This window comes from Litchfieldella rifensis (assembly GCF_042646605.1).
Lineage (GTDB): Bacteria > Pseudomonadota > Gammaproteobacteria > Pseudomonadales > Halomonadaceae > Litchfieldella > Litchfieldella rifensis.
In genome coordinates this window covers 22,323-41,748 of record NZ_JBHRUG010000049.1, presented here as the reverse complement: position 1 = coordinate 41,748, position 19,426 = coordinate 22,323, and the positions used below count along the sequence as shown (strand labels likewise).

The following is a 19,426-nucleotide window of genomic DNA, read 5'->3' as shown; positions in this document are numbered from 1 at the left end:
GGCGCAGAGGCCATCTCACTCGACATCGGTTGAGCCAAGATACGCGAGCCAGCGCTGCTGTATCGCCTCGTCGAGCGCTTGGCCGGCGAGTGCCGTCAGACTGGCATCGTCCAGCATCTCCTGATCCAGTCCACGCGACCAGCCTCTGGCAGGACGCTGATCGGCCTTGCCGGTAAGACCATGCAGCGGATGCCCGCCGCCACTCTCGAGCACAGCGATCATCGGACCATAGAGTGCCGAGAGTCGCAGCGCCGGGACGGTTTGGCGCAGGCGACAATAGATGCGTAATCCCTCCGGGTCGAGGTCCCCCCAGAAGGTCTTGTTCGGCGAGCCGAGCAACTCGCTCAAGGTCCGGGAGGCAGTCCCTTCACCGATCAAGCGCACCCGTTCCGGTGCCTTCAGGACTTCGCTGAGTGACAGGCCATAACCGAAGCTGCAGACCAGCGCGAGACGTTCACTCAGGCCGGCGCGACATGCCTGGTCGAAACTCTGGGGGTTCTCGATCACCAGCAGACCCTCCGGCTCGGACGGCATCGCCGCCAGCACCCAGGCCACCGGCCCACGGAAGGCCGCCACATCGATGGCGAAGGCCCGCACCAGTTCACGAGGCAGCGCCGTCAACAGCTTGCTGCTACCGAGCAGATACCGCGCGCTGGCCTCGAAGGCACTCATCGCGTACGCCTGGGGCAGCGCTCCGGCCAGTTCACGCAGTCCCTGGGCAAGCCGGTACTGATCGTCCAGCGACCAATCGTACAGGACACCATCGAGCGCATGTCGCCACACGACGGCTTGACCGGCCTGCAACTGCAGCGCGTCGTCGACGTCGGAAAACTCGGCTTCGAGACGGTGACGCTCGGCCTCGGACAGGGACACGTGCACGTTGAGACACTGATTTGCCGCGATGGGCTGCGTGGTCTCGATCACTCCCGCCCGGGCCAGCTCACTCAAGGCCTCCCAGCCATCCAGTTCGGTCGTGCAGATACCTTCCCGCTTGAGCCTTTTGACCAGACTCACGCTGCGCCAGCGCTTGGCACCCCGCTTGCGATAGTGCTTTGCCCAGTCACCTTCCAAGTAGATCTGCACGGCCTCGGCACACTCGCTCAAATAGCTCATGTGACCGGCTCCGTGACATGAATGCCGAACAGGCTGGCCTCGCCCTGGCCACGGCCAATGGTGTCGGGGTCGACCACACGACCATCGCGCACCACCACGTGACCGCCCTGCCCCTGTGCCCCGCCGATCACGCTACCGACAAGGTAGGTCGGGAAGATCGCCGCATCGTTTTCGTAGTTGGGGTTGTGGATCAGGCCGATCATCTGGAAGCGCCCGCGGGTGTTGCGCAGCGACTCCAGCGAGTCCTGGATCAGGCGGCGGTGCGAGAGCTTGGAGAACAGGCCGTCGAGCAGGATCACGCTCTCGCGGCCGGCCCGGGCACGCCGCTTGTGGGTACCGGGCAATTCGCGCAACTCACGCTCGATGGCGAACTCGGAGAGCTTGACCAGCCACATCAGCGACACCGCTTCGCGCTGCCCCTCGGACATGTCCTCGTTGAGCGAGAACAGTCTCCCGTGCGGGCGAATGGCCTCGTGCTTGAGGCGAATCGAGACGTCGCGGAACAGGCCACGATAGATGCGCCGACGGATCTGGCGGGTCAGTTCCTCGTCCCGTCGACGCTGGTCGCCGCTGGTGGCGCTATCCTGCTGCAGGCGCCGACGCTGGGCCGCCTGGTGCTCATCGATATCGGCTAGCAGCAACTGGATCAGCTCGCGCACCGCGTCGTCGCCGATCAGCGCCGCCTTGACCTCGAAGTAGGCGCCGCCTTCGCCGCTGCGGCGGGCCACGCGCTTGAGGATATCCAGATTACCGGCGGCATCGGTGATGATCGAACCCAGTCGCTCGACCAGCGTGCCCTCGATGTGCTCGCGCGAAGCGTGCAGTTTGGCGACCCGGTCGCGGTGATCGCCGAGCTGGACATTGAGCTGGGCATACAGGGCGCGCAGATCGTCCAGTGCCGCCGGGCTGACCCCATCCAGCGTCGCCAGTCGCGCGCGTTCGGTGTCGTTGAACAAGCGACTGTCGCCGGCATCGGCGACGGCCCCGGCCAACTGCTGCTCGCGATTCTCCACGTCGCGCGCCTGGCGCTCGCGATTGCGCGCCCGCTCGCCGAGATTCAACTCGCCCAGTGCGTCGAGCAGCGTCTGCTGACAGGTTTCCAGCGCGGCAAGATCGGGCTCGCCGTCGTCATTCGCGTCACTACCGGCCAAGCGACGCCAGTCGCACAAGGCGTCGTCCAGCGCTTCGGCCTGGGGATGATCGGCCGGCCAACGGCTCGACGCGGCCAGGTCGTCGAGCGCCGCCAGGCGCTGCAGCCAGCCATTCGACAGCTCGCGCAGCACCTCCAGCCAGGCGATGGCCAGCTGGTCGCTCCAGGTCATGGCGCGCTGATTGGCATCGAGCCTCGCCTCGACGCCCTCCTGCTCCTGGCCATTGGTCTTGCGCGCGGCATGCGTCGCACTGCGCTCATGTTTCAGCCGGGCGATCTCGCGTTCGAGCTTCTGGCTGCCACCGCTCTCGTCGCGCACGTCGAGATAGGCACGAATGCGCGTGAAATCGAAGTCGGCACGCCGGCTGGCGGTGGCCAGCGACGCATTGAGCTCGCTCTCGACCGAGGCGGCGGATTGCATGAACGCCACGCCACCCTCGTCTTCGAAGGCTTCCAGGGCACGCAGTCGATCGCGCTCGCCGTCGGCGAACAGCACACGCAACCGATCGGCCAGCTCGTCACGCCGGCGACGCAGCGACTCGAGACGCTCACCCGCCTGTTCGAAGCGCTCGCCGGCGATGGTCTCCTGCTCGATCAGCCCAAGAAGGCGCGCTTCCAGCGCCGCCAGACGCTCGACGCCGCCGGCATCGGCGAACTTCTCGGCCGCCAGCCAGGTGGCACCATGGGCCTCGAGTTCCTGCTCGGCTTGGGCCACTTTCGGCGCCAGCTCGGCCAACTGCGCCTCGGCATCGACCAGCGTCTCGGCGGCCTCTTCCAGGGCCCTGTCACCGCCCTCCAGCAGGAAACGCTGGAAGTCGTCGATGGCGGTGAGCGCTGCGTCGGTCATCCTCGGCGCGAGTTGCTCCCGTTGGGATGCCAGTGCGGCCTTGTCCCGCTCCAGTCCCTCGAGTGCGTCCTCGACCTTCTCCTCGACGGCGGCACGGGCGCGCAGGGCCAGGGAGAAGCGTTCGCCATGCGGGTCGAGCCGAGCGATCTCGTCGTCCAGGGCGGCACGGCGCTCACGGTCGATGGCCAGGCGCCCCTGGATATCGTCGCGCAGCGCCGTCAGGTACTGCGGATCCAGCGCCGCCTTCACCGCCAGCGTTTCCACACCCTGAACGGCGCCAAGCGGTGGCTGGCCCGCGGCCAGGCAGTCAGCCAGTCGGCTCGCCTCGATGACCGGCACGCCCAGTCCTCGTTCGATCAGGCGCTCGGCGGCGTCCCGCGCCGCCGCCTCGCCCTCGACCACCGGCGCGAACAGCTGGCCGGCGGCCTGGGCCAGCCAGTCGCGACGCTGGTGACTATCGGCGTCGGTTTGCGTCAGCACCTCATGCAGCGGCACACAGGCGATTTCAGCCGCATCGAGCAGGCGATGCGCCTCCTCCTCGGCCACCTGACGGGCCAGCGGGTCGCCGGCGAGGCTTTCCAGATAGCGCTCGCGACTGACGATCCGGGCATCGAGCCCCTCCGCTTCGCGCAACAGCCGTGGATAGCGGCCCTTGGCGTCCTTGAGCCAGGCGTCGGGCGATTGGTCGCTGTGTTCGCGAAACGCCAGCCAGGCCTGATGCAGCTCGCGCAGGTGACGCGCTTCCTGGTCCAGCCGGTGACGCTCATCCTCGAGCTCGCGGGACTGGCGATAGAGCCGGTCACGCAGGTGCACTGGCTCGTCGTCACCATGCCACTGCGCGTAACGCTGTGCCGCCTGCGCCAGCGGTGTCAGCCGCGCGCGGCGCGCCTGTGCCTCTTCCCGGCGTTGACGCTGCTGCCGACACTCCTGCTGCAGCGCGGCCAGCTCGGCCTTTCGGCGCGCCCAGAACTCGCGGATGTCCTCGTCGGGCCAGCCAGCGGCGAAGGCCTGCCAGGCGTCCTGGCCCTGTTTGAGCGGGCCCCGCTCGCCCTCGAGCCGCTGTCGCTCGCCACGCAGTCGCTCGAGTTCGTCACGCGCGTTCTCGCGCTGGGCGGCGACACTTTCCAGCTCGATGCTGACGTCGTCGTGCTCGCCGCTAAGCGTTTCCTGCTGCTCGCTCTTCAGCGCCAGCAACTCCCCGGGAGAGCTGTCGGGATGGGCGGTCTTGAATTCGGCGTGCCATTTGGCGACCTGCTTGAGTTCACCGACGCGACCGATATGCTCGGATAGCGCCCGGCGCGCCTGCTCGGCAGCGGCCTCCGCCGCGTCCCGGGTCGTCTCCGGGGTTTCCAGCTCGGCCTCGCTGAACAGCCCCTGAGCGAGCGCCTGGGTGTAGAAGCTCTGGTTGTCGGTAAACTCACGCTGGCGCGACTCGAGCTGTTCACGCTCGCGGTCGAGCCGTTCCCATTGCGCATCGAGCTGCCGGGCGTCGGCCTTGAGCTCCTTGAGATACTCGCGGTCGGCAATCACCTCGTCACGGAAGCGGTTGCCATCCAGTGACTCGAAGGCATCCACGGCCTCGTCGAGTCGCGCCAGGGCGCGATAGCGAGCTGCATCATCGGCGAAGGCATGGCTGTCGGTCAGCCACTCGCGGGCCGCGGCAAAGGCGACATGATTGACATCCTTCGCACAGGGCCAGCCCGCTTCGGGCAAGTGGATCAAGCGACGGTGGGAGTCGACCCGGACACCGCGTTCGGACAAGGCCTGGCGGACACTGCGTTCGTTCTGCTGGGTCAGCTTGGCGAGCAGCCAGGTGGAAACGCGGGGACGCTCGGTGTCGCCGACGCCCCAGGCGAAACCGGCGACCAGTTCGGGATCCGTGACGGCATCGTCATCGAGCGATGGGCGACGCGGCAAGCCCGGCAACTCGGTCAACGCCTGGCCGCCCAGCAGGCGTTCGCTCGCCGCGAGGCCCTCGTCCAGCGCCGCCAGGGAGTGGCGTGCCTCGAGCAGCGCTTCGCCCTGGCGATTGAGCTCGTCGAGACGCGTGACCTTGTCCTCGGCCCGTCGCTGGTCCTGCTCGGCCTCGTGCAACCGATGACGCAACTCGGTGACCTTGGTGCCCGAATTGAGAATGACGTCCTCGATCAACTCCTCGCCTTCGTCGGTCTCGCCGCGGGTCGCCCCGGAGAGGATCTGCGGTGCCAGCACCTCGAAGAAGAACGCCTGATCGGCCTTTTCACCGGCGCGCGGCTTGATGGCGTTGAAGATCTGGCTCTTGTCGGCGCCGCCCTCCTTCTGGAAAGCCGCGAGCTGGGCCAGCTCGCGGCGCGAGATATGCGCCCCCACGGCATCGAGCCATTCTTCGCGATTGGCACTGCGGGTCACGCCCTGGGCGCGCATCGCCGCCTGCACGTCGGCGTTGGCGTACAGCGCCAGCTTGCCGTCGCGGGTCATGTGATACACCGGCACGTCGCCGAGCTTGCCGGCGTAGTGATAGAACGCCAGACCGCTGCCATCGCTATAACCGTACATGCCGAACACGAAGGTCTCGCCGGCGACCTCCTCGCCAGCCGCGGCGAGCATGTCGGATTGCCCCGTGGTGCCGCTGCCCGAGCGGAATTCGACGCGCAGATGGGACCAACTGCGCCCCTGGCCGCCGACGCTCGATGGTGAGCACTTGCGCCGGGTGCGCGACAGTAGCGACCGGTCGCGCGAGAGCAGCCCGATCAACGCTTCGGCCAGGGTGGTCTTGCCGAAGCCGTTCTCCATGCTGATGGCACTCGACTGACCGCGCAGATCGAGCAGCAGGTGACGCATCTTGGCGTCCCAGGGTGACGCGATATCGCCATGCTTGTTGAGCAGGTTGGCCACTTCGATACGGTTGATCACGCTCATGCACGGCCTCCGGTGTCTTGCATGTCGGCATCGGCGAACAGATCGGCCGCTTCGTCAACGTCGTCGGCATTCTCGAGGGCGAGTGTCGGATCGAGTTCGTCACCCGACACCTCCTCCGCGGCGGCCGCCACTGTCTGAGTCTCCTCGGTGGTCGCGCCATCCTCTTTCCCTCGGTCCTGGCTTCCCCCCTCCTGGGTTCCCTGACCGGAGAGCAGCTCGACCAGATGCGAGAGGTGGTGCACGCCGACCTGCTCGGCCTCCAGGGCGCCCAGCAGCGTCTGCTGCCAGATATCGCCGTCGTCGTCGGTGGTTTCGCGCACGGCTTCGAGCTGGCCGGCGCGCACCTGCAACTCGATGAACGCCTTGACCCGCCGAGCGATATCCTCGCCGCGCTCATCGAGCAGCACGCGGCTGGTCTCGGGCGCGGCCTCTCCCAGGCCACGTAGGCTTTCGAGCTGCTCTCGCATCAGCTCGACCAGTTCCGTCGTGGCGAAGGTCGCTTCCTGGTAGCGACTGATATCCGACAGTGCCCGGTTGAGCCGGGTATACAGCAGGGTATGCAGCAGCAGCCACAGCTGCAGATACCACTGGGCCAGCTCGGCGCGACTCTCCTGACGCAGGCGCAGGGCATCGAATACCGGGTCGCGGGTATAGAGCGGTGGCTGCTCCAGCTCCGGGTCCGGCACGAGGGCATAGAGCCGCGAGCCGGGAGCGATGCCGGGATAGTCGCCGGGCTCGAAGACGCGCAGACGCAGCCCCTGGCCGGCGAGAAAGTCGCGCAGCGCCTCGCGCTCGGTATCCAGGGCGTCATCGATCAAGGCACACACATCACGCTCGGAGAGCTGGCCTTCGCGGGCAGCGCGACGCTTGCGGCCGCCACTGGGCTGGCGCTCGGCGGTACGGTAGCGCAACAGGTAGGCGACGACCTCGCCCATCTCGGTCATGTTCATGAATACGTGTCCTGAGCGGCGATGGACTCTGCCGCGTCTGAAGTTTCCATCTCGGAATGTGGTGCGGCCTCGGACGCCGGTAGAAAGCGTAGCGAGGGCGTTACCGCCCCTTCGATCCGGCGCCCGTCGGCGAGCGTGATGACGAACGGATCGGCCTCGATGCCGACCGTCAGGCGTTCGCCGAGCAGATGGGTATCGACGAAGGTGTTGAGCAACTGGGCCAGGCAGTCTTCTTCCTCGAAGCGGTGCCAGCCTTCGCTCAAGGCATCGGGCAGCGACAGTGGTGCCTCACCCAGGCGCTTGCGCAAGGCCGGGCCGCGTGCCTCGAGGAAACGTGCCAGCAGCGGATCTTCCGGGCGGGCATCGTCGTGTTCGTCGAACACCAGCGCCGCGGCGCTCTTCTCGGCACGACGCGTCTCGACCAGCGGGATCAGCGGCTCGACGCGCGGCATGGCGGCAGCCAGGCCGAACGGCATCATCCGATTGACCAGCGCATCACGAAGCGGCGCATGCAACGGCTCGCTCAACAGCCGCCGTGCCATGTCGGCGAAGTCGATCACCCCCATCGACTGAATGCGGCCTTCGGCGATATCCGAGAGCAGCTCGGAAAGCCGCCGCGAGAGGTTCTCGATCGCATTGAGCACCCGCCCGATGGCGCCCGCCAGCATGCGCAGGTCCCAGTCGTCCTCCTGGCGCTCGCACCAGTGCTCGAAGCGCTGCATGACATCCGGCGTGGCCAGTTGCGAGCGTGCGCTGAGCAGGGTGTTCTGGATCGTCGACAGCGCATTGTGGTAATGGCGCTCGTTGTCGAGAAAGGCCGACAGCTTGCCCTCGCGGGTGGGGTTCTCGCGCACCCGGCGCAGTTCCTGGGTCAGGGCGCGAATCGCCATCAGGATCTGGTTGGTGATATCGGGAATCCGCGCGAAGTCGCCCCGGGCCAGTGCAGCGAGCACCTTGGCGGCGTCGTATTCGGAATACAGCAGATCCTCGACCTGGCTGGCCAGCGTAACTGCCTGGCGGCCACTCGGTGTCAGGCGTACCTGACCGGTCTGGCCCTGCTTTTCGATCAGCGCGGTGCGCTTGGTGCTGCGCATGCTCCTCGAGATCTCCCCCTCCACGCTGTGCGTGTCCGCGGTCGGGGACACCTGACGAAAATGTAGTTCGCTCGGGGTCGACAGCAGATTGACGACGAAGGCCAGGTCATCGTGCGGCAAGCGGGGATAGTGCTCACGCAACTGAGCGAGGCAGCGGGTCTGCGAGACGAAGGCGCTGTTGGTGGCGAAATCCACGTCGAGCAGGTAGTCGAGCAGCAGGCAGCCGAGGTCCAGCCAGTAACCGTCACGGTAGCCGCGACGCTGCTCCTGGCTGACCTGCACGAACGGCGAGCCCGGTTCGTGGGCGCTGTCGTGCAGGTCGATCAGCCGCGTGGTGGCGACGAGTAACTTGCTCCAGGCGGTCATGGGTCATCCCTGAGGCCAAAACCGCCATTATGCCAAGGGAGAGGCAGTGGGTCATGAACGATCTCGCTCACACTCGTCCACGCTCGTTTTCACAGGCAGAGCGGGCCCTTTACCAGGACTCGCCGAACGGGCGCAGATCGAGTTCGAAGGTCCACGCCGAGCGGTGCTGCCGGGTGAGGAACCAGACGCTGTCGGCGATGGCATCGGCATCGAGGAAGAACTCGTCCGGCTTGTCCGGCATCGCCTGACGAGTACGCGGCAGGTCGATCACCCCATCGATCACCACGTAGGCGACATGGATGTTCTCGGGACCAAGCTGACGCGCCAGCGACTGCGCCAGGCTGCGCTGCGCCGCCTTGGCCGACGCGAAGGGCGCGGTGGCTGCCCGGCCACGCCATGCTGCCGACGCCCCGGTGACGATGAGACTCGCCTGGTCGTGCTCGCGCAACTGACCGAGCACGGCCTGAGTGGCCGCCAGCAAGCCGTAGCAGTTCACCCGCCAGGTGCTTTCGAACTCATCCAGTGTCACTTCCCCAGCGCTCTTGAACACGCCCGCCCCGGCGTTGTAAAGCAGCACCGAGACCGGGCCGAGGTCCTGGTGAATCCTGGCGAAGACCTCGGCCGCCCGCTCGCCATCGATGGCGTCATACTGGTAGGCATACGCCCCGGGCACCTCATTTTCCAGCTCCTTCAGGCGCTCGACATTCCGCGACAACATCGCCACCGTGTAGCCCTCGCGGGTGAAGCGACGCACCATTGCGAGGCCGTTGCCCGGCCCGATGCCGATGATTGCACAGACCTTGTTCATCCGGAGTCTCCTTGCGCTATGAGGAGCCAGCGAGATGCTGGAGGAACCAGCGGCCGGCGTGCTCCTGCACCTCATCCAGCTTGCCCGGCTCCTCGAACAGGTGGGTCGCGCCGGGCACGATGACCAGATCGCAAATCGCCCGCATCCGTTCCCGGGCCTGTTCGTTGAGATCGATCACCGGCTCGTCCCATCCGCCGACCAGCATCAGCGTCGGCGCCTTGACCGCCGGCAGATAATCGCCGGCCAGGTCCGGACGTCCTCCCCGTGAGACCACCGCACGGACCTGGTCCGGTCGTTCGGCGGCAGCGATCAACGCGGCCGCCGCCCCGGTACTGGCACCGAACAGCCCGATATCCAGGCCCTGGGCCTCCTGCGCTTTCGCCACCCAGTCCACGGCGCCGGTCATGCGCTTGCCGATCAGTTCGATATCGAAGCGCAGCTCACGGGTACGCTCGTCGATCTCGTTTTCCTGCGCCGTCAGCAGATCGAACAGCAAGGTGGCCAGCCCTTGTTCACTGAGGTAGCGGGCCACCTGCTGGTTGCGAGTGCTGAAGCGGCTACTGCCGCTGCCGTGGGCAAATGCCACGATTCCCGCTGGGTTCTCCGGCACGATCAAATCGCCCTCGAGGTCGACCCCGGCGGCTTGCAGCTTGACGTTCGTGCGGGAAGAAGCCATAGGGGATTCCTCCTCTTCACGGATAGATGAAAAGACACTCCTACTTATTCTTCGAGTGTAGTTAGCGACCGCCGCTTCACTCCAGCAGATCGCCCTCTTACGCGCGTCCCGAGCTTTCTCCGGTCGCAATACCACCGGCGATCAGATGCGCGGTGCGCAGTGGCTCGGGAATGACACCGTTGAGCGACGTCTCGTGCAATACCGCGGCGGCCTCCTCACGGCTGAGCCCCATGCGCTGTACGTAAACGCCCGCCAGCGGCTCCATCTCCCCGAGACGCTCGACCAGGGCCCACTTGCGGGCGCCACCGGGGATACACTCGAGCAACGCCCGACGCATGGCGTCCCGGCGCGGCGCATGGCGGGCAACGACCAGTACCGGAATGCCCAGCGCCGCGTGCAGCCGGGGCACGTCGACCACGTTGAAGCCGGCCAGGGCCACCCCCTGCAACAGCACGAGTTGGAGATGCGCGGCGAACTTGGATTCGCGCACCAGGCGCGTCAGTTCGCGCGTGCTGTTGGCACCATCGCGCCGCACCTTGCCCGAAACCACGCCTTGCAGCCGGAGGCCGGAGTAGATCACGCCAACGATGGGCACGTCGCCGCGATGGCCGCGCGGGAAGGGGCAATCGTCGAAACCGACGATATGCGAGAAAGTTCTGGGCTGTCTGGTCGTCATGCCTAGCGCTTGCCGGTTTGCATTTGGTCACCCGGTGAGACAACACCCTGCCGCGACCGCTATGCTGATGCATTCTCGTTCTGGCAATGGAGTGCCACCCCCCATGACCCAAGAGACATCACCTATCCAGCAGACATTACAGCAGGTCTTCGGCTACGACGATTTTCGCGCCGGCCAACGCGCGGTGATCGAGTCGGTGGTGGCCGGACACTCGGCGGCGGCGATCTTCCCCACCGGTTCCGGCAAGTCGCTGTGTTACCAGCTTCCGGCACTGCATCTCCCTCACCTGACACTGGTGGTTTCCCCCTTGTTGGCGCTGATGCAGGACCAACTGGCGTTCCTGGACCGCCATGGCATCAAGGCGGCAAGCATCGACTCCAGCCAGAGTCGCGAGGAGGCCGCCGCGGTCATGGACGGCGTCAAACGCGGCGAGATCCGCATCCTGATGATCTCGGTGGAACGGCTCAAGAACGAGCGTTTCCGCACCTTCATCCAGCGCATACCGATCTCGCTGCTGGTGGTCGACGAGGCCCACTGCATCTCCGAGTGGGGCCACAACTTTCGTCCCGACTACCTCAAGCTACCCGACTACCAGCGCCAGTTCGCCATCCCCCAGGCGCTGCTGCTGACCGCCACGGCCACGCCCCGGGTGATCGCCGACATGCGCAGCCGTTTCGAGATCGCCGCCGAAGACGTCACCGCCACTGGCTTCTATCGCCACAATCTCGACCTGCAGGTGGCGCCAGTCGAGGCCTCCCGCCGCGCCGGCGCGCTGGTCGAGTGGCTGCGCCCGCGCCTGGAGACAGCCTCACCCCAACCGACCATCGTCTACGTGACCCTGCAGAAGACCGCCGAGCAGCTCACCGCCTATCTCGGCAAGGCCGGACTCCAAGCCTGCGCCTACCATGCCGGGCTGGGTAACGAGGCCCGCGAGCGGATTCAGCAGGAGTTCATGGCCGGCCAGGTGAACTGCATCGTTGCCACCATCGCCTTCGGCATGGGCATCGACAAGGCCGATATCCGCAACGTGGTGCACTTCGACCTGCCCAAGTCGATCGAGAATTACAGCCAGGAGATCGGCCGTGCGGGGCGCGACGGTCACCCCGCCGAGTGCCTGGTACTGGGTGGTCGCGACACCCTCAGGGTGCTGGAAAACTTCGTCTACGGCGACACCCCGGAGCCCGACGGTATCCGCCGCGTGATCGACGATTTGCTGGCCGCCACCAGAGACGACACCGACAGCCAGTGGGAACTGATGCTTACCAGCCTCGCGCAGCAGGCCAATATCCGTCCGCTGCCGCTCAAGACCTTACTGGTACAACTCGAGCTGCGCGGCATCATCGCCCCGCGCTATGCCTATTTCGCCGAGTACCGTTTCAAGTACCTGAGTGACCCCGACGCCCTGGTGGAACGCTTTCAGGGCGAACGCCGGGAATTCGTACAGGCCATCGTCGCGGCGGCCAGTCGCGCCAAGACCTGGTGCAGTCTGGATTTCGATGCCCTCTACCGACTCGGCCAGGCGCGTGGCCTGGATACCCAGCGCGCCCGGGTGATCGCGGCGCTGGAATACTTCAACGACAAGGGCTGGATCCAGCTGGAAAGCAAGCAGATGACCGAGGTCTACCAAGTGCTTGCGCCCCATGTCGACCCGGCGCGGCTGGCCGACGAGCTGCACGGCTATTTCCGCGACAAGGAAGCCGCCGAGATCGCCCGCATCCACGCCATGCTCGAGCTGTTCGAAAGCGATGCCTGCCTGAGCCATCGGCTGGCCCGCTACTTCGGCGACGACCGGGCGCCCGAGCGCTGCGGCCACTGTTCCGTGTGTCGTGGCCAGGTAGCCAGAATTCCCGAGGGGGATGCCCTCCCGCCGCTGGACTCGCAAGACGCCGGCGCCCTGTGCCAGGCGCTGGTCGAGCGCTATCGCACACTGCATGACGCCCCGCCCTCGACGGCATTGCTGACCCGTTTCCTGTGTGGCATCACCACCCCGCTGTTCACCCGCCTCAAGGCCAGGCAACTGCCCGGCTTCGCGGCACTCGAGGCCTACCCCTATGCCGAGGTGCAGAGCTGGCTGGAAGGTCAGTCGTCGGTCGGCGGAGTCAGGGTCTGAAGGCTCGGCGGCAGCCGCGATGCCCCCGTCAGGTAGGTGTCGATATGGCGTGCGACGTCACGTCCCTCGCCGATCGCCCACACCACCAGCGAGGCTCCGCGGCGGGCATCGCCGCTGGCGAAGACCCCCTCCAGATCGGTCATCATGGTCTCGTCGGTGGCCAACGCGCCGTTGTCGGCAAGGGTCAGCCCCTGGTCGACGAACGCCTGGGCCTGGGCACCCCGGAAGCCAATGGCGATCAGCACCAGGTCGGCGGCCATGCGGATATTCTCCTCGAGCACCGTCTTGTCCACGCGCCGTCCCTGGCTATCGAGGGTCCACTTGACGCGCTCGGTGACCAGGGCATCCACGGCGCCATCACCGTCGTCATCGACGAAGGCGGTGACATTGAGCGCGAACAGCGCCCGGCCCCCCTCCTCCAAGGCATAGGTCTGTTCGTAGGTGCGCGGCTGCCACGGCCAGGGGTTGTCGGCCGGGCGTGTCATCGGCGGCTGCTCGCGCACGCTGATCTGTGCCACGTCCAGCGCGCCCTGACGGTGAGCGGTGGCCACGCAATCGGCGCCGGTGTCGCCCCCGCCCAGTACCACCACTCGCTTGCCGTGGGCGTCGATCGCCAGGCCATCGCGGCCCGCCTGACGACGATTCTCGGCGGTCAGGTAGGGCATGCCGAAATGGATTCCCCCCAGCTCGCGCCCCGGCACCGTGACATCGCGATGCTGCTGGGCACCGATCGCCAGGCACACCGCATCGAAACGTTCGCGCAACTGGGCCAATGACATCGCAGGGCCGATTTCGACCCCGGTGCGAAACTCGATGCCTTCCCCACGCAGTTGGTCGAGGCGCCGTTCGACCTGATGCTTGGCGAACTTGAAATCGGGGATGCCCAGGGTCATCAGCCCGCCGAGCGCCTCGTCGCGTTCGAATACCGTCACCGTGTGCCCGGCGCGGTTGAGCTGCTGGGCACACGCCAGCCCCGCCGGGCCACTGCCGACCACCGCTACCCGCTTGCCGGTTCGCTGTGCCGGTGACTCGGGACGGATCCAACCCATTTCCCAGCCCCTGTCGACGATCGCTCGTTCGAGGCTCTTGATGGTCACGGCATCGGCGTTGTAGGCCAGCGTGCAGGCCGGCTCGCAGGGTGCGGGGCAGGTATAACCGGTGAACTCCGGGAAATTGTTGGTAGCATGCAGTCGCGCCAAGGCCTCGCGCCAGCGACCGCGCACCACCAGATCGTTCCACTCGGGGATCAGGTTGCCGATGGGACAGCCGCCCATGCAGGTCGGCACGCCGCAATCCATGCAGCGCTCGCCCTGGCGTTGCAGATGCTCGTCCTGCCAGCTCGGCGCATAGATCTCACGATAGTCGCCGATACGCTCGTGCGGGTCGCGCTTGCCGATCGGCTCGCGCGGATGTCTGAGAAAGCCGTCGGGATGGTTCTCGTCCATCAGGCAACCTCCTGGGCCGCGGTCGGCGGTACGACGCGAATATCCCGCCCCTCGGCCAGCTCGCGGCTGACTACCTCGGCATAGGCCTCGGGCACCACCTTGACCAGCCGCGCCAGGGTGGCAGGCCAATCATCGAGCAGTGTCCGGGCGCGATGGCTGCCGGTGTAGGCATAGTGATTTTCCAGCAGGCGTTGCACCAGGGCGATGTCGCGCGCATCCTCCACGGCTTCCAGCCCGACCCGCTCGGCATTGACCCGCTCGGCCAGGTCACCCTGCTCGTCGAGCAGGTAGGCCTCGCCACCACTCATGCCGGCGGCGAAGTTCTTGCCACACGGGCCCAGAATCAGTGCCACGCCACCGGTCATGTACTCGCAGCCATGATCGCCGACACCCTCGACCACGGCCAGTGCTCCCGAATTGCGCACACAGAAGCGCTCGCCGGCCAGGCCGTTGATGTAGGCCTCGCCGCTGGTGGCACCGAACAGTGCGACATTGCCGATGATGACGTTGTCGGCCGCGGCATAGCCGGCCTCCGGCGGGGTGCGCACGCTGATCCGGCCGCCCGACAGGCCCTTGCCGAGATAGTCGTTGGCGTCACCGGTCAAGTGCAGGCTGATGCCCCGGGCGACGAAGGCGCCGAAGCTCTGGCCGGCCGTTCCCTGCAGATGGATGCGCAGGGTATCGTCGGCCGGCATGGTCGGCGCATAGCGCTTGACCAGCGCCGACGACAGCAAGGTGCCGACGCTGCGATCCCGATTGCATACCGTGGTGTCGATACGTACTGGCCTACCCTCTTTGAGTGCTGGCGCCGCCTGGGCCATCAGGCGCTGATCGAGCTTGTCGTCGAGCTGGTGGTTCTGCTCGCGTATCTTGTAGGGGGTATCGGACGATTCCACCCGGGTCAGCAGCGCGCCGGCGTCCAGCATGATGCCCCTGGGGTGCGCCACCTCTCGTGGGCGCAGGCGATCGACACGCCCCACCATCTCGCGGATCGACACGAAGCCAAGCGCGGCCATGATCTCGCGCAGTTCCTCGGCGACGAAGCGCAGATAATTGATGATGTGCTCGGCCTCGCCATCGAAGCGCTCGCGCAATCGGGGATCCTGGGTCGCCACGCCGACCGAACAGGTATTGCAGTGGCACTTGCGCAGCAGCAGGCAACCGACGACGACCATCGGCGCGGTGCCGAAACCGAACTCCTCGGCCCCCAACAGCGCGGCCATCGCCACGTCGCGCCCGGTCTTCATGCCACCGTCGGTACGCACGGTGATGCGCGAGCGCAGGTTGTTGGCCATCAGCACCCGATGGGTCTCGGCCAACCCCAATTCCCACGGTGTCCCCGTATGCTTGATCGAGGTCTTCTTGGCCGCCCCGGTGCCACCGGCATCGCCGGAGATCAGCACCGCATCGGCGCGCGCCTTGGCGACGCCGGCGGCGATGGTGCCGACATTGGCCTTGGAGACCAGCTTGACGTGGACCTCCGCCTCCGGGTTGGCGCACTTGAGATCGTGGATCAACTGGGCCAGGTCCTCGATCGAATAGATGTCGTGGTGCGGCGGCGGCGAGATCAGCCCGACCCCCGGCACCGTGAAACGCACTTCGGCGATCGCCGCATCGACCTTGCCGCCGGGCAGTTCGCCGCCCTCGCCCGGCTTGGCGCCCTGGGCCATCTTGATCTCGATCTGACGAGCACTCGCCAGGTAGTGTGCGGTGACCCCGAAGCGCCCCGAGGCGCACTGCTTCATCGAGTTCTCGGCCTCGGTGCCGAAGCGCTCGACCTGTTCCCCGCCCTCCCCACTACCGGCCTTGCCGCCGATGCGGTTCATGGCGATCGCCATGACTTCGTGGGCCTCGCGCGACAGGGCGCCGAACGACATCGAACCGGTGCCGAAACGCTTGAGAATCGACTCGGTCGGCTCGACTCGCTCGAGCGGAATCGAGCGTTGTGGCTCGATGTCGAAGTCGAGCAGGCCACGCAACGTCTGCAGACAGCGGCTCTGGTCGTTGACGGCCTCGGCGAAGCGCCGGTAGCTCACGACGTCGTTGTGACGGGCCGCCTGCTGCAGATAGCCGATGGTGCGGGGATTCCACTGGTGCCATTCGCCATCGCGCCGCCAGTAGAAGTCGCCACCCTGCAACAGTTGCAGGTTACCGGCGATACGGTCGCTGTAGGCGACGGCATGGGCCTGCTCGGTCTCGTCTTCGATGGTGTCCAGTCCGACGCCCGGGATGTGCCCCGGGGTGCCGGCAAAACACTCATCGACCAGCGCTTGGTCCAGACCGATGCACTCGAAGATCTGCGCGCCCTTGTAGCTCTCCAGGGTGGAAATGCCCATCTTGGCCATGACCTTGAGCAAGCCGTCCTCGATGGCAAGTCGATAGGCATGGCGCGCCGCGGCGCTGCTCTCGACGCCGGTGAGCGTGCCCTCGACCTGCAGATGTTCGAGGCTGCGGTAGGCCAGCCACGGATAAATGGCATCGGCGCCATACCCCACCAGAGTGCAGTAGTGATGCACCGCATAGGGCTCGCCACTGCGCAACACCAGCGACACTCGGCTGCGCTTGCCGGCCCGGATCAGGCCATGGTGGACGGCACCAACCACCAGCAGCGCGGGCACGGCCACCCGCTGCGGCCCTACCCGATGGTCGTCGAGGATCACGAGGGTGGCGCCGGCATCGACAGCGGCTTCGGCGTCGCGACGGAGCCGCTCGATGACCGAGGCCATCCCCTGGCCGGGGGAATAGGTGGTATCGATCTCGTGCACGTGCAGCCCATCAAGATCGAGTCCGGCCAGGGCGGCGAACTCCCGATCGTCGAGGATAGGACTGTCGATCAGCAACTGGCGACAGTGCTCGGGCGTCTGGCCCAATAGATTGCGCTGATGGCCAAGGTGGCCGCTCAGCGAAGTGACCAGCGCCTCGCGCAGGTAATCCAGCGGCGGGTTGGTGACCTGAGCGAAGAGCTGGTGGAAGTAGGCGAATAACGGCTTGCGCTGCGCCGACAGGGCCGCCAGCGGGGTGTCGTTGCCCATCGCGCCCAGTGGATCCTTGCCAGACTCGGCCATCGGCGCCAGCAGCACACGCAGGCCCTCGAGCGTGTAGCCGAAGGCACATTGATGGGCGTCGAGCGTGGCCGGATCGAGTGCGCTGATGACGGGCTCGGCAGTTTCATCGACCAGGTCGGCGAGCTTGAGCCGGTGCTGAGCCAGCCAGTCGGCATAGGGAGCGGCACCGGTCAGGCGCTGGAAAACCTCCGCCTCGGGCACGATGCGCCCTTCGCGGGTATCGGCGAAAAAGAGCTGGCCCGGGCGCAGTCGTCCCTGCATCACGATCTCACCGAAGTCGGTGTCCAGCGTGCCGCTCTCGCTGGCCATGATCAGCTTGTCGTCGCGGGTCAGGCAGTAGCGACAGGGGCGCAGGCCGTTACGGTCGATGACCGCGCCGACCGCGTCGCCATCCGAGGCCACTACCAGCGCCGGCCCGTCCCACGGCTCCATGAGGGTGGAATGATAGTCATAGAAGGCGCGGCGTTCCGGGGCCATCGCTGCGTCCTTTTCCCAGGCCTCGGGAATCAGCATGCGCAATGCATGGGGCAGCGAGCGGCCACCGACCAGCAGCAGTTCCAGGACGTGGTCGAAATCGGCGGAATCGCTCTGGTCGTCTTCGGCAAGAACTGGACGAATCCGCTCGATATCGGCACCGAAGCGTTCGCTTGCCAGCAGGGGTTCCCGTGCTCGCATCCAATTGACATTGCCGAGTAGCGTATTGAACTCGCCATTGTGGACCAGGCTGCGATAGGGATGTGCCAACTCCCAGGCCCCCAGGGTGTTGGTAGAGAAACGCGAGTGCACCAGCACCAGCGCGCTTTCCACCCTCGAATCGCTCAGGTCCGGGTAGTAGCTGGCCAGTTGGGCACAGGTCAGCAACCCCTTGTAGACGATGCGTCGCCGGTCCAGGCTGCAGATGTAGAACAGGCTGGCCCCCTCGCCGCCCAGTGCCCGCTCGCGCACGCGATTCTGGATTTCGCAGCGCAGGACGTAGAGGCCGACATCGAATGCCACTGGCGACATGGCCTGCCTGGGGGCCACGAAGCACTGTTCGACCACGGGTTCGGAGTCCAGCGCGGTTCGCCCCAGGCCGCGGTTATCGGTGGGCACACGACGCCAGGCGAGTAGGCGGTATCCCAGGGCATCGATGACCGACGTCATCAGCCGCTTGATGGCGGAGCGTTGCGCCTTGTCCTGGGGAAGAAAGAGCTGACCAACGCCATAGCTGCCGGCACTGGGTAGGCCGGGGATGGCGGCGGCGAAAAAGCGGTGCGGCACCTGTAGCAGCATTCCGGCACCGTCCCCGGTGTTTTCCTCGGCGCCACGCGCCCCGCGGTGATCGAGGTTGCGCAGCATGCGCAAGCCGTCCTCGATCAGGCCATGTGTCGCTTCGCCGTGCACGTTGATCACGGCGCCAACGCCGCAGTTGGCATAGCCGGCGCGAGGCCCAAGGTGGCGGCCCTCGCTGGATTTACCTGCCGGGTATCGCATGGTGTCGTTACCCCTGCCGGGTGGCTTTGCACCTTTCACATACTAGGCCATGTAGGGCCGGCACTGTCACAAACTCAGACGATAGCAGAAGGTCTGGGACCGCCTCTCGCGCGCCGGGGACGATTGCGGCAGGCTCACTGGCGATGGCGGACGCGCCAATGCTGCAGGCCGATCAGCAGCAGATGGACCGGCAAATAGATCACCAGCGGCCACAACAGCATCAGGCCGACCAGGTAGACCAGTGGATCCAGGCTGTCCTGGGGTTGACCGAAGGGTCCCTGTACCCAGTTGATATTGCGTTCTGGGTCGGTGAAGACATAGCTCAGGGGAATCACCAGCCAGGTCAACGCGGTCTGCCAGAAAATGGCCGGACGGTCATAGCCCAGCCGCGAGACCGCGAACACGGCGACGATCGGCAGAATCAGGTGGAAAAGCGACAACGCCCGCGTCACGGGCGGATGGCCGGGGTCGAACATGTACTCGGTGCCACCGATGGGATGCACGCCGGTCACCAGCGCGGTACCGACGTCCACCGCCCACAGGACGCCTACCAGCAGCACCGAGAGCAACTGCATCGACAACAGGCGCCGACTCTCGGTCCACAACCCTACCAGGAGCAGGAAGTTGGCCAGATCGCACAGCCAGAAGAAGTTCTGAGCACCGATCAACACCACGTAAGTCGGCGCCCAGAACAGGATCCACAGACTGAAAGCGAGCTTGAGCCACAGCGGCAACTGTCGTCGACCGGCGAGCAT

11 protein-coding genes are annotated in these 19,426 nt (G+C 66.3%); 1 reads left to right on the top strand and 10 read right to left on the bottom strand.

Annotation, left to right across the window (positions count from 1 at the left end):
- Positions 1 to 15 precede the first annotated feature (15 nt).
- The 7 genes from ACFOEV_RS21865 to ACFOEV_RS21835 form a co-directional block, all read right to left on the bottom strand.
- The gene (locus ACFOEV_RS21865) at positions 16 to 1,113 is read right to left on the bottom strand and encodes a Wadjet anti-phage system protein JetD domain-containing protein (protein ID WP_386777145.1); all 1,098 of its coding nucleotides are present in this window, start codon (positions 1,111 to 1,113) and stop codon (positions 16 to 18) included.
- Positions 1,110 to 6,008, bottom strand: a complete 4,899-nt coding sequence (locus tag ACFOEV_RS21860; RefSeq protein WP_386777143.1) for a hypothetical protein — start codon at positions 6,006 to 6,008, stop codon at positions 1,110 to 1,112. The genes ACFOEV_RS21865 and ACFOEV_RS21860 overlap by 4 nt, the downstream gene beginning before the upstream one ends.
- Positions 6,005 to 6,958 (bottom strand): hypothetical protein, encoded by a 954-nt coding sequence (locus ACFOEV_RS21855; protein ID WP_386777141.1) that lies wholly within the window; start codon positions 6,956 to 6,958, stop codon positions 6,005 to 6,007. Before ACFOEV_RS21855 ends, ACFOEV_RS21860 begins: the two co-directional genes overlap by 4 nt.
- Positions 6,955 to 8,418, bottom strand: coding sequence for a hypothetical protein (locus ACFOEV_RS21850; RefSeq protein WP_386777139.1), 1,464 nt, complete (start codon positions 8,416 to 8,418; stop codon positions 6,955 to 6,957). Before ACFOEV_RS21850 ends, ACFOEV_RS21855 begins: the two co-directional genes overlap by 4 nt.
- 109 nt (positions 8,419 to 8,527) lie before the next feature.
- Positions 8,528 to 9,226 (bottom strand): SDR family NAD(P)-dependent oxidoreductase, encoded by a 699-nt coding sequence (locus ACFOEV_RS21845; protein WP_386777137.1) that lies wholly within the window; start codon positions 9,224 to 9,226, stop codon positions 8,528 to 8,530.
- A gap of 16 nt (positions 9,227 to 9,242) precedes the next feature.
- Positions 9,243 to 9,902: a dienelactone hydrolase family protein gene (locus ACFOEV_RS21840; RefSeq protein WP_386777135.1), complete on the bottom strand. Its 660-nt coding sequence runs from the start codon at positions 9,900 to 9,902 to the stop codon at positions 9,243 to 9,245.
- 97 nt (positions 9,903 to 9,999) lie between these two features.
- The gene (locus ACFOEV_RS21835) at positions 10,000 to 10,578 is read right to left on the bottom strand and encodes an endonuclease dU (protein WP_386777133.1); all 579 of its coding nucleotides are present in this window, start codon (positions 10,576 to 10,578) and stop codon (positions 10,000 to 10,002) included.
- 103 nt (positions 10,579 to 10,681) lie between these two features.
- Between ACFOEV_RS21835 and ACFOEV_RS21830 the strand changes: the two genes are divergently transcribed.
- Positions 10,682 to 12,688 (top strand): RecQ family ATP-dependent DNA helicase, encoded by a 2,007-nt coding sequence (locus tag ACFOEV_RS21830; protein ID WP_386777131.1) that lies wholly within the window; start codon positions 10,682 to 10,684, stop codon positions 12,686 to 12,688.
- Here ACFOEV_RS21830 and ACFOEV_RS21825 read toward each other — a convergent pair.
- From ACFOEV_RS21825 to ACFOEV_RS21815, 3 genes are all read right to left on the bottom strand, one after another.
- Positions 12,658 to 14,133, bottom strand: coding sequence for a glutamate synthase subunit beta (locus ACFOEV_RS21825; protein ID WP_386777129.1), 1,476 nt, complete (start codon positions 14,131 to 14,133; stop codon positions 12,658 to 12,660). The genes ACFOEV_RS21830 and ACFOEV_RS21825 overlap by 31 nt on opposite strands.
- Complete coding sequence (gene gltB / locus ACFOEV_RS21820; protein ID WP_386777127.1) at positions 14,133 to 18,671, bottom strand: glutamate synthase large subunit; 4,539 nt, start codon at positions 18,669 to 18,671, stop codon at positions 14,133 to 14,135. The genes ACFOEV_RS21825 and gltB overlap by 1 nt, the downstream gene beginning before the upstream one ends.
- 134 nt (positions 18,672 to 18,805) lie before the next feature.
- The gene (locus tag ACFOEV_RS21815) at positions 18,806 to 19,426 is read right to left on the bottom strand and encodes a hypothetical protein (protein ID WP_386777126.1); all 621 of its coding nucleotides are present in this window, start codon (positions 19,424 to 19,426) and stop codon (positions 18,806 to 18,808) included.

Bases quoted from the DNA above. Each gene is read 5' to 3' on its own strand.
- ACFOEV_RS21865 (WP_386777145.1), bottom strand. From the start codon at position 1,113: ATGAGCTATTTGAGCGAGTGTGCCGAGGCCGTGCAGATCTACTTGGAA.
- ACFOEV_RS21860 (WP_386777143.1), bottom strand. From the start codon at position 6,008: ATGAGCGTGATCAACCGTATCGAAGTGGCCAACCTGCTCAACAAGCAT.
- ACFOEV_RS21855 (WP_386777141.1), bottom strand. From the start codon at position 6,958: ATGAACATGACCGAGATGGGCGAGGTCGTCGCCTACCTGTTGCGCTAC.
- ACFOEV_RS21850 (WP_386777139.1), bottom strand. From the start codon at position 8,418: ATGACCGCCTGGAGCAAGTTACTCGTCGCCACCACGCGGCTGATCGAC.
- ACFOEV_RS21845 (WP_386777137.1), bottom strand. From the start codon at position 9,226: ATGAACAAGGTCTGTGCAATCATCGGCATCGGGCCGGGCAACGGCCTC.
- ACFOEV_RS21840 (WP_386777135.1), bottom strand. From the start codon at position 9,902: ATGGCTTCTTCCCGCACGAACGTCAAGCTGCAAGCCGCCGGGGTCGAC.
- ACFOEV_RS21835 (WP_386777133.1), bottom strand. From the start codon at position 10,578: ATGACGACCAGACAGCCCAGAACTTTCTCGCATATCGTCGGTTTCGAC.
- ACFOEV_RS21830 (WP_386777131.1), top strand. From the start codon at position 10,682: ATGACCCAAGAGACATCACCTATCCAGCAGACATTACAGCAGGTCTTC.
- ACFOEV_RS21825 (WP_386777129.1), bottom strand. From the start codon at position 14,133: ATGGACGAGAACCATCCCGACGGCTTTCTCAGACATCCGCGCGAGCCG.
- gltB (WP_386777127.1), bottom strand. From the start codon at position 18,671: ATGCGATACCCGGCAGGTAAATCCAGCGAGGGCCGCCACCTTGGGCCT.
- ACFOEV_RS21815 (WP_386777126.1), bottom strand. From the start codon at position 19,426: ATGCTCGCCGGTCGACGACAGTTGCCGCTGTGGCTCAAGCTCGCTTTC.